The sequence below is a fragment of the Methylobacterium planeticum genome (assembly GCF_008806345.1).
In the GTDB taxonomy this organism is placed as follows: Bacteria; Pseudomonadota; Alphaproteobacteria; order Rhizobiales; family Beijerinckiaceae; genus Methylobacterium; species Methylobacterium planeticum.
This window is the reverse complement of record NZ_VZZJ01000030.1, coordinates 53875-61292: the sequence shown is the minus strand read 5'-3', so window position 1 is coordinate 61292 and position 7418 is coordinate 53875. Positions and strand designations below refer to the sequence as shown.

The 7418-nt window shown below is 65.6% G+C and carries 5 protein-coding genes; all 5 read right to left on the bottom strand.

Features of this window, described 5'->3' with window-relative positions; translation table 11 throughout:
* Positions 1-549: 549 nt before the first annotated feature.
* The gene (locus F6X51_RS23480) at positions 550-780 is read right to left on the bottom strand and encodes a hypothetical protein (RefSeq protein WP_150966089.1); all 231 of its coding nucleotides are present in this window, start codon (positions 778-780) and stop codon (positions 550-552) included.
* Between the two features lie 155 nt (positions 781-935).
* A complete protein-coding gene (locus F6X51_RS28940; protein WP_150966088.1) occupies positions 936-2939 on the bottom strand; it encodes a methyl-accepting chemotaxis protein in 2004 nt (667 codons plus the stop codon).
* A gap of 36 nt (positions 2940-2975) precedes the next feature.
* Positions 2976-3953, bottom strand: coding sequence for a TRAP transporter substrate-binding protein (locus F6X51_RS23470; protein ID WP_191970224.1), 978 nt, complete (start codon positions 3951-3953; stop codon positions 2976-2978).
* Positions 3954-4681: 728 nt separating this feature from the next.
* Entirely contained in the window at positions 4682-5971 is a 1290-nt protein-coding gene (locus F6X51_RS23465; protein ID WP_246696982.1) for a pentapeptide repeat-containing protein, read from the bottom strand.
* Between the two features lie 609 nt (positions 5972-6580).
* A partial coding sequence (locus F6X51_RS28145; protein WP_281407659.1) for a calcium-binding protein occupies positions 6581-7418 on the bottom strand: 838 nt, incomplete at its 5' end.

Sequence of the window (7418 nt, the reverse complement as noted above, 5' to 3'; positions counted from 1 at the left end):
CCCCGGCTGAGTGTCGAGCCTACCTCGCCTCTGCTGGCTACGACGCAAACTGATCGGATGTCGCTCTAGCGCGCAAAATCCGGAGCGATGTCGGCAAGCGCGGCGACCACCCGCTCGCCGCCCTCGCCCTCGATCTTAGCGCGCGCGCTTGCCTCGCGCGCACCGGTCGCTCTCGGCCTGTGGGGATGGGTGCGGCACTCTCAGTCAAGCGATATCCGACGATTTTTGTCTCCACGCGACACGGACGCGGCGCGCAGGGTCTGCCGGTTGCCCGGAGCACGTTGGCCGCCAGACGACGCATTTACGCAGTCCGACGCGGAGCCGGCTCTGAAACCATGCGGTATGCCCGACCGTACAGCGCAAACATCCGAGCGCTCAGAGAGGCCAGATTGCTGCATCATGTTTTCGCCGGACGCCATCGACGGCGTGTCTGGCGCCCCAAGCGGTTCGTCGTCCTGGGCTCGATCATCGTTGCCGTGGCGTGGTGGTTCGTCATTCACGCGCTCACGGGACGTGTCGTCTGGTTCTGGTAGCGGCTCGCACGCCGCTTTACTCCGTGTTGCTCGGCGTCGTCAGGTAGGACGCCGTCAGATACCCGGCCTGATAGGCGGAGAGATAGGCTGCCAAGATCAGCCCCTTGATCGCGTCCAACTCCCCGTTCCGCAGCCAGAGAAAGATGAAGCCGACTGCTATAAATCCCGATGTCAATAGGGCGGCGATCACGTTGTAACGGCAGCCTAATCCGGCACCTATGATGAACAAAACGCCGGCAATGATCATGAATACGCTCTTCGCGATCAGCAATCAGTAAAATTTTAGAGACATCCTCCCGGCGCCATTGGTCCTTGTACAGCTGGGCGCTGCCGCAGGCCAGCAAGAATGCTTGCGCGGCAACGTCCGAAGCCATTCGCCTCAACGGGCGGCTATCCCTGGCCTCAGGCGGCCTGAATGCCGCGCAGGAAGCTGTCGACCTCCTGTTTGACGCTCAGCGATTGGGCCGCCAGCTCGGCAGCGGCCGTCCGGACCTGCGAGGCCGCACTGCCGGTCTCGGACGCCGAGGTGAGCACCTGAGCGATGTTCGTCGATACGCCCCGCGTGCCGCGCGCCGCTTCGCCGGCGTTGCGCGAGATCTCGGCGGTCGCCGCCGTCTGTTCGACCACCGTCGAGGCGATCGTGCTTGAGATCTCGTTCATCGCCGCGATCGTGCGCCCGATCTGCTGGATGGCCGCAACCGCCTGACCGGTCGCCGCCTGGATCGCCGCGATCTGCCCGCCGATCTCATCGGTGGCCCTGGCGGTTTGTCCGGCCAACTCCTTGACCTCGGCAGCCACCACCGCAAAGCCTCGCCCCGCCTCGCCGGCGCGCGCCGCCTCGATGGTTGCATTCAGCGCCAGCAGGTTGGTCTGGCTGGCGATACCCGAGATCGTGGTCACCGCTGCTCCGATCTGCTCGGCCGCCGCACCCAGGTTGGCCATGGCCGCACCGGTGGTCTCAGCCTCGTGCGCGGCGTGGCCGGCGACTTCGTTCGAGCGGATCACCTGTCGCTCAATCTCCTGCAGCGACGCGACCATCTCCTCGGCTGCAGCCGCCACGGTCTGGACGTTGACCGAGGTCTCCGCAGCAGCCGCGCTGGAGGCGACGGCTTGGCTGTTGGTGCTGTCGGCGACACTCGTCATCGAGCGGGCGGTTGCGTCGAGTTCGGTGGCGGCCGAGGTGACGATCTCCAGAGATCCCGCCACCTTTCGCTGGAATGCGCTGACGAGCTGGTCGACCCGGTCCGCTCGGTGCTGCCGCGCCGACTGGTCCACCACCTGCGCCGCTTCCAGCTCGGCGCGGGCAATCGCGTTCGCCTTGAACACGGCCAGCGCCCGGGCGAGCGTGCCGACCTCGTCCTTGCGCTCCGTCCCCGCAACTTCAACCATCAGGTCGTTGCTGGCGATCGCTTGCACCGAGCGATTGAGTGTCAGAAGCGGGCCGCTGATCGAGCGGCCGAGCCAGAAGGCAAAGGTCGCGCCGGCCAGGACAGCGAGCACCGAGGTGATGATCGCCGACGTCAGCACCTGGCTCACTGTCTCTCTGGCCGATCCGATTCGGGCGTTGCGCAACTCCCGCATCCGTGCACGCAAGGCGGCTGCGGAGTCGCCCGCCCGTGCCGAGATTTGCTGCCAGGCGCTGACATTTCTGTCGAAGGCCTGGACTGCCGTGGTGAGGGGCTCGACGGCACCCAGCAATTGATCAAGCGTTCCAGGAAGTCCGTTGGTCAGTTCTCGGGCCTGAGCCGCGACCGGAGGGTTAGCCTTCAACTCGGCCATCTCACGCCGGATACGGTCCTGCTCGGCATTCAGGATATCGATCTCGCTCGGATTTGGCCGCAGCACGTAGCGACGCGCGGAGGCCATGAGGTATTGCACCGCCTGCTGAAGCCGCAACGCGGCTGCACTGGACGGATCGCCCCCTTCCGCCATTTGGCTCGTCAGCGAGTTGGTGTAGTTGGTGAGGCGCGCCGCGGCCGCGATGATGGACCCGAGGGCTGCCTCACGCTTCTTGATATCGGCCACGACCAACTCGAAGCTCGCGTCGAGGTTCGCGATCCCGGTCTTCAGGTCGTTCGCTTCGTCGCCGACGAGCGTCTCAACCTTGGCAAGGCGAACTCGCACCTCTTTCTGGGCTAGTTGCGCCCCGGTCAACTCGGCTCCGCCAGGCGATCGCAGATATCGGGTCACCTGCAGATCCTCGCCGACCAAGCTGCTGGCGAACTCGGCCAGGCTGTCCGAACTCGCCGAAGATGTGTCGATCTCAAAGACCGCGGCGTCGATCGTACGCAGGCTCAGCCCGTCGAACGTAGCGATCCCGCATAACAGAAGCAGGATAACACCGAACCCGATGTTGATTCGCGTGCCGATTGGGCGGTCGCTGACGCGCGAGAGGAGCGTGATCATGGTTTGATCCTGGTCGGGAAATGTTGAGCCGGCGAGCTAGCGAACGGCGGTGCGGATGGCAGTGAGCATTGCCTTGCCGAACTGAGCCTCGTACCCGGCCTGGGCGGGGGACATGGCTGCGGCGAACGCCTGCCGGTCGACATCGGTCACCACCGTCATACCCCGCTGCCTCAGCTCCGCGACGGTCTCCGCCTCGGCGCGATCCCCGACCTCGCGCGAGGCCTGGGTGACGGCGCGGGCAGCGGTGTGGAGGAGCGCTCTCTCGTCGTCGGACAGACTTTCGTAGGCAATCCGCCCAATGAGCAGCATGTTAGCCGAATAGACATGCCCGGTCAGGCTGAGATACTTCTGCACTCTGTCGAAGCGTGAGGTGGCGATGTTGCTGAGCGGGTTCTCCTGAGCCTGGAAAGTGCCTGCGCTGAGAGCACCGTAAAGGTCGGGAAAAGGCAGTGGCTGGGCATCCGCTCCCATCGCCCGGAAGCCGCTGAGCATCACCTCCGATTGCGGCACCCGGATCTTGAGTCCGGCGAGATCCTTCGGCTGTCGCACGGGCACCGTTGCGGTGGTCAGATGACGCAGGCCGTTCTCGCCCCAGGAGAGCCCGACGATGTTGGCGGCCTTCATCTCGCTGAGCGCCTTCTGCCCGATCGAACCGTCGAGAACGGTACGAGCATGCGCGACGTCGCGGAACAGGAACGGGATATCGAAGACGCCGAGACGGGGGACGAGATTGGCGTAGCCGGCCGCGCTCACGAGGCAGAGTTCGAGCGCGCCCTTGGCGGTATCCTGCGTGATCGGTAGTTCCCCGCCGGCTTCGCTGGCCGGATAGACCTCGATGCGCAGGCGGCCGCCCGAGAGGGCTGCAACCTGAGATGCGAAAGCTGCCGCTCCCGCGCCCGTCTGAGATTCAACGGCATTTGATGTCGCGAGGCGGAAGACCTTCGTCCGGACGGCGGCCCGTGCTCGACCCGGCCCGAGTCCTAACGCGGAGAGAGCTGCGATCGAGCCCAGCAAGAACGTCCTTCGGTCCATGGATTTGAAACCTCGTGTGTCGAGTCGGATCAGCAAAGTTCAAAATTCGGCTAAGCGGCCAAGCTAAGATCGAAAACAGGCTTGCCGAATAAATAATGGTAATCGTAAATTTTCTATTAAAGTAGTATAATTCCAAAATCATACTGTAAGTTAGTCCGTGGAGACCGCTCAACTTATGGTGATATATAATTTAAGAGGTCAGTCGGAACTTCGGCGCCGCACGGACGACGCGACGCGCATCCTGACGACCCGGGGTGAGATCTACCTTGCTCCGAACGGGTGCCCCTGCGCAGACGGCCATGGTCCATGCCGGCCCCGACGGTTCGGGCGGTCGCGAAGATCGGTGCCGTCGCGGGATCCGTCGAGGCGCTCAGCACCGGAGCGCCCTCGGTTGCAGCTGAGGAGCAGGGACTCAGACATCGCGGACGTCGCTGAGGCCGCGTACAGGACGGGCATGGCCGCGAGCCGAGTTCTCACCGCCGCATCGGAACTGTCGCTTCAAGCCGCGCCGCTCGATAGCAAGGTCCAGCGCTTCCGTCTTACCGTGCAGGCCGCTCGAACGCGAACCGGCGAAGATACTGCTCCGCCGAGGCTTCGTCTGGTCGAGGAGGGACGGATGCAGCGGCCCGCTGCGGGCCAGGCGGCTACAACCCAAGATTGACTTTGCGCGGATCGGGATCGGCCTCAATTCCGGCTCGCGCGCGGTGGCGTCAGCGGCGGAGGCGGTTGCCGAGCACGAAGCCGAAGAGGCCGAGCAGAACGATGCCGGCCGCGCCCTCGAATCCGACGAGGAGGTTCGTCACCCGTCCGATGGGCTTGATCCCGATCTCGGGCGGGTTGGCCGTCATCATGTTCAGCGCGCTGTAGCTCACGAGATCGAGCGGTTTGCGCGTGGGCTGGCCATTTCCGCCTTCGGGGACGAGACCGCCGGTCAGCCCGAAGCAGAGCGCGAAGGCGGCGATCAGGATCGCGAAGGCGCGGACGATGCGCGACAGGCTCTCGCCGTAGTCGCAGAGCCACTCGACGAAATGATCCGCGCACCAGCGGTAGCCGTGCCGAAGAAGGCGCCGCCCGTCCCGGGCTCGCCAAGCCTCCCGCGCCTGCGTTCCGGCGAGATGGCGGCCCATGCGCCGCCGCCGCTTGTAGGCCCAGCTGGCGGCCTCGTGGCTGCCGATGCCCTGCAGGTTCTGCTCAAGCACGAGGTAGCTCGCCTGGGCGGCCTCGTATTCCCCCGCGATCTCCTCGCCGACGGCACCGCCGAGCTGCTCGACGCGCATTCGCGTACCGCTGAGCCATGCCCCCGCGAAGCGGACATGCGTGAGCTTGCACGAGGACAGGTTGAGCCGCACAAGGTTGCTGTCGGAGAGATCGGCTCCGGTGAGGTCCGCCCCGTCGAGCTTCGCACCGGCGAAGTTGGCGCCGCGCAGGCGCGAACCGACGAGGCGGGCCTTGGTAAGGCTGGCACCCTCGAAGTCGGATTGCGTCAGGTTGACATCCCCGAGATTAGCTTCATCGAGGCGCGCGCCGCGAAAATTCGTGTCGTCGGCATCCGCTCCTGCGAGATCCGCGCCCCAGAGATCGGCTCCGGCGAAGCTCGCTCCGTCGAGCAGCGCCTTCGAGAAATGCGAGAAGCGGAGCGCCGCGCCGCTGAAGTCGGCATCCTCCAGCATCGCTTCGGTGAAATTCGCCTGGCCACCGGCGACGGCCCGAAAGCGGGCGCCGCTCAGGTCGCCTCCGACGAAATCGGCCTCTTCGATGAGCGCCGCGTCGAAATGGGCGGAGCGGCCGAGAATGCCGGGCAGGTGTGCCCGCTTCAGCATGGCGCCGGAGAGATCCGCACCCTCGAGGTTCGCCCGGGCGAGCGGCGCCTCGGCAAGATTCAATCCGGACTGTTCCGCATGCCACCATGTCGGGGCCGATCCGCCCCTGAGCGTCGCCCGCAAGGTGTCGCGACCGCCGCGCAGCCCCGGCAGATCGAGCCGCGCGGGTGATTCCGGCATTGGCTCGGCGCAGGACGCAGCGATTCGTGCGAACAGAGCAGGGATGCGCGGGTCGAGCGCGTCTCGCGGCCCCACGCTCCCGTCCACGTGAGCATTGAGGGTTCCCTCGTGCCGGGTGGGTTCGTCTGCACTCCGCATCATGAAATGCCGATTACCCGCTGCCGTGGATCCGCAACCTCGGGAACCTTCCCGCGCCACGCTCCACCAGAACCATCCCAACGGACCTTGCCGACGCTGGCGCTCCGGCAAAGGCGGCGTGCGGGCCATCCACCGCGCCGTTCTATCGGTCATGGCCGCCGCAGGCGCAACCCGGCGCGTGCCGGGCACCCGGCCAAGTCAAGCTTCGAATGATGCTGCGGATTTTTTCTCGGGCCGGAAGCCTGGCTGCTTGTCGGCGATGACGTCCGCCTGCTGCCTCCACCAGTTCGGCCATCTCCCTCATGTCTGGCAACGTCTCGACGTGGCGGTCCATCGGCGTTGGCGCGTCGCACCATCGACGCCGCCGGCACCTTCTCCCAAACATTCGAACGAAAAAGTCCCGCCAAGCGAACTTGGCGGGACTTCGTCACTCTCCTTGCTCCTTTCGTCCGTTCGTACTTTCGGCGGTCCCTAGTGGAAGAGGCCCATGTCGGGGACATGTGCTTCGACGTGAACCGGAGCTTCGTGGTGAGCCGCGAAGGCCTCCTGCCCGTGATTTGCCGGAGCGCCGTCCCCGTAGATCACGTCGTTGCCCGCTCCACCGTGGATCGTGTCGTCGCCCTTCCCGCCGTAGAGGGTGTCGTCACCCTTGCCGCCGTGGATGGTGTCATCACCCTTGCCACCGTGGATCGTGTCGTTGCCCTTCCCGCCGTAGAGGGTGTCGTCGCCCTTTCCGCCGTAGATGGTGTCATCGCCCTTGCCGCCATAGACGGTGTCGTTGCCCTTCCCGCCGTAGAGGGTGTCGTCACCCTTTCCGCCGTGGATGGTGTCGTCACCCTTGCCGCCGTAGACCGTGTCGTTGCCCTTCCCGCCGTAGAGGGTGTCGTCGCCCTTTCCGCCGTGGATGGTGTCATCGCCCTTGCCGCCATAGACGGTGTCGTTGCCCTTGCCGCCGTAGAGGGTGTCGTCACCCTTTCCGCCGTGGATGGTGTCGTCACCCTTGCCGCCGTAGACCGTGTCGTTGCCCTTCCCGCCGTAGAGGGTGTCGTCACCCTTTCCGCCATGGATGGTGTCGTCGCCCTTGCCGCCATAGACGGTGTCGTTGCCCTTGCCGCCGTAGAGGGTGTCGTCGCCCTTTCCGCCGTGGATGGTGTCGTCGCCCTTGCCGCCGTAGACGGTGTCGTTGCCCTTGCCGCCGTAGAGGGTGTCGTCGCCCTTGCCGCCGTGGATGGTGTCGTCGCCCTTGCCGCCGTAGACGGTGTCGTTGCCCTTCCCGCCGTAGAGGGTGTCGTCGCCCTTGCCGCCGTGG

Coding starts and splice junctions, on each gene's coding strand:
- F6X51_RS23480 (WP_150966089.1), bottom strand. CDS start 780: ATGATCATTGCCGGCGTTTTGTTCATCATAGGTGCCGGATTAGGCTGC.
- F6X51_RS28940 (WP_150966088.1), bottom strand. CDS start 2,939: ATGATCACGCTCCTCTCGCGCGTCAGCGACCGCCCAATCGGCACGCGA.
- F6X51_RS23465 (WP_246696982.1), bottom strand. CDS start 5,971: ATGCCGGAATCACCCGCGCGGCTCGATCTGCCGGGGCTGCGCGGCGGT.